A 3,174-nucleotide genomic window follows, 5' to 3' on the forward strand; every position below is an offset into this window, starting at 1 on the left:
GAAACAGAAAGCCGACTGATAACGACCTCGGGGGGAGGCCATGGACGAAATGAAGCAGTACGCGGTGGGCGAAGCGGGACTGGGTGAGGTCACCGCGGCCAGGCGTGGGTGGTACGGGGGCCGGCCACTTGCGGCATGGCTGTTCCTGGCCTACGCACTGATCTGGGTCGGCGGCATTGTCCTGATCATGTTCCGGATGGACTACTTCGCCGAGCTCAACAACGGGCAGCGGTCCATTCTTCGAGAAGTGTTCCTGTTCGCCTTCCCGCTCTCGACTCTGGTCGGGGCGCTGTACTTCGTCGCCATGCGCAAGGCGGCCATCTGGATCCTGGGCATCCACGCGATCTGGAGCGTCGTACGGATCGCGATGCACCATGGTGACATCGTGGACGCCGTGGTTTCCGTGGGCGTCACGCTTTACCTCTGGCGCCTGGCCCAGCGCGGCGAGCTCCGGTAACCCCATTCACGCGCCCCGTCACATTCGGTTGTCATAAAACCGAGGCAAAATCCTGCGGCGGACCTGACAGGGGGAGCGCCGCCGCAGGGGATTGCGGGCGTCTTGGGTCGCGTACAACTCAACGACTCGAGGGGATTATCGAATGCGTTCGACCAAGCAGCAGCGCGCCCTGTGGGCGGCGCTCGCCGGCCTCATGGCCGTCTCGTCGCTCCAGGCGGCGGATCTTTCCATCACCCAGTTCCGCGTCCGCGGCCCGGCTGGCGGCACCGACGAATTCGTCGAAGTCCAGAACTCCGGTACCGCCCCGCTGGATGTGTCGGGCTACAAGCTCAACGCCTCCAACAACGCTGGCACGACGGGTACCCGTTTCACGTTCCCGGCCGGTGTGACCATCGCCCCGGGTTGCTACCTGCTGCTGGCGAACACCGCCAGCTCGGGTTACTCCGGCAGCGTGGCGTTCGACCAGAAGTACTCGACCGGCGTCACCGACGATGGCGGCCTCGCCCTCCTCGACGCCTCGGGCACGGTCATCGACCAGGTTGGCCTGAGCGCCGGCTCGGCCTACAAGCTGGGCACGCCGCTGGCGAGCCTGGGCAGCACCAATGGCGACCAGGGCTACGGCCGCAAGACCAATGCCGCCGGCTTCCCGCAGTCCACCGGCGATAACTCCGCCGACTGGGTGAAGGTCGCCCCGACCACCCCGCATAACAGCGCCAGCACCTGCGTGGCCCAGGGCCCGAGCCTGTCGATCGCCGACGCCTCGGTGAGCCTGCGCAACGCCGATGACGTCGCGATGCCGTTCACCGTGACGCTGAGCCAGGCCGGCGCCGCTGACGTCACCGTGCACGCCGCCACGGCCGACGATACCGCCACGGTCGCCGCGGGCGACTACGACGCCGTCAACACCGACCTCACCATCCCGGCCGGCCAGACCACGGCCACCGTGTCGGTGAACGTGCACGGCGCGAAGGCCGCCGGCCCGGACAAGGCGTTCAAGGTGAACCTCACCAACGCCTCGGGTGACGTCGCGCTGGCCAAGGCCACCGCCGTCGGCGCAATCCTCAACGAGATCCCGGTCGCTGCCGAAATCTGGCAGATCACCGGCCACGACCAGGTCTCGCCGCTGCTTGGCAAGCGCGTGTCGACCAAGGGCAACATCGTGACGGCGGTAGGCCCGGCGGGCTTCACCATGCAGACGCCCGACGCCCGTGCCGATAACGATGCGCTGACCTCGAACGGCATCTATGTGTTCACCAGCACGGCGCCGACGGTGAAGGCCGGCGACCAGGTGGACGTGGAAGCCACGGTCGACAACTACTTCAACCTGCCGGAACTGAAGAACGCGACGATCACGACGACGATGCACGGCGCGCGCCTGCCGGCCGCGGTCGTCTTCAACGACAAGGTCCCGTCGAACGATCCGAACGCCCTCTCCTGCGGCACGACGAACTACCAGTGCTTCGTGGGCATGCGCGTCACGATCAACAACGGCATGATCACCACCGGCAACCTGCGCTTCAGCAACGAGCCGTTCGCCGAGGTGTACATCACCGCCAACGGCCAGCGCTCGCTGCGCAAGCCGGGCGTGCGTTACACGGTGCCGGTGCCCGATGGCGTGAACCTGCCGAACTGGTCGGGCAACCCCGAAGTGCTGAAGATGAACACGGCCGATTTCGGCGCCGTGCCCGCCAACACGCCGTACAACGCCGGCACCACCTTCAAGGCGGAAGGCGTGATCTCGTATGCGTTCGGCGCGTACACGTTCATCCCGAGCAAGATCACCATCACGAAGGCCAACCCGCTGCCGCGTCCGGTCGATAGCCGTCCGTTCTACGCCGCGCGCATCGGTGCGTTCAACATGGAGCGCTTCTGCGATACGGACTTCAACACCACGTTCACCTGCAGCGGCGGCAGCACCGAGCCGACGGCGGACGAGGTGAAGCTGAAGACCCAGCGTCTCTCCGCGTACGTCGGTAGCGTGCTGAAGCTGCCGGACATCCTCTCGGTCGAAGAGGTTAAGAGCCTTGCCGTGCTCCAAGGCCTGGCCAAGCAGCTGGGCGACGACTACCCGGTGCAGTACGAGGCGTTCCTGCAACCGGGCCACGACCCGAGCGGCATCAACGTCGGCTTCCTGGTCCGTACCGATCGCGTCCGCGTGGTCAGCGTGCGCCAGCTCGATGCGGATGCCACCTGGGATGATGGCGGCACGCAGTCGTTCCTGCATGACCACCCGCCGCTGCTGCTCACGGCCGACGTGCCCGCGATCATCGGCCGCATGCGCGTCAACGTGATCGCCGTGCACCCGAAGGCTCGCCAGAACGTCGACAAGACCGGCACCACGGCCGATCGCGACCGCCAGAAGCGTTTCCTCCAGGCACAGTCGCTCGCGAACCAGGTGCAGTTGCTGCAGACCGACAAGAAGAACCTGCTCACCCCGATCATGGTGGTGGGTGACTTCAACTCGTACCAGTTCAGCGATGGCTTCACCGACGTGGTGGGTTTGGTCTCGGGCAAGTACGACGACAGCCAGAACCTGCTGAAGCTCGGCAAGAACATCGTCAAGCCGGCACTCTGGAACGCGGTGGATTCGGTGCCCGCGCAGGATCGCTACTCGTTCCTGTTCACCGAGAACTTCGGCAACATCCAGGGCGAAGGCCCCCGCAAGGTGCCCACCCACCAGGTGCTGGACCATGCGTTACTGAACACCGTGGCACACG

2 protein-coding genes are annotated in these 3,174 nt (G+C 65.9%); both read left to right on the forward strand.

Going from position 1 to position 3,174, the window contains the following annotated elements; all coding sequences use genetic code 11:
- Window positions 1-40: 40 nt before the first annotated feature.
- A complete protein-coding gene (locus ACTHLF_RS14935; RefSeq protein ID WP_440328175.1) occupies window positions 41-457 on the forward strand; it encodes a hypothetical protein in 417 nt (138 codons plus the stop codon).
- Between the two features lie 142 nt (window positions 458-599).
- Window positions 600-3,174, forward strand: a 2,575-nt coding sequence (locus tag ACTHLF_RS14940; RefSeq protein WP_440328176.1) for a lamin tail domain-containing protein, incomplete at its 3' end; no start/stop codon positions are given.

Origin of the sequence: Luteibacter sp. (assembly GCF_051958795.1) — a bacterium.
Lineage (GTDB): Bacteria > Pseudomonadota > Gammaproteobacteria > Xanthomonadales > Rhodanobacteraceae > Luteibacter.

Coding starts and splice junctions, on each gene's coding strand:
- ACTHLF_RS14935 (WP_440328175.1), top strand. CDS start 41: ATGGACGAAATGAAGCAGTACGCGGTGGGCGAAGCGGGACTGGGTGAG.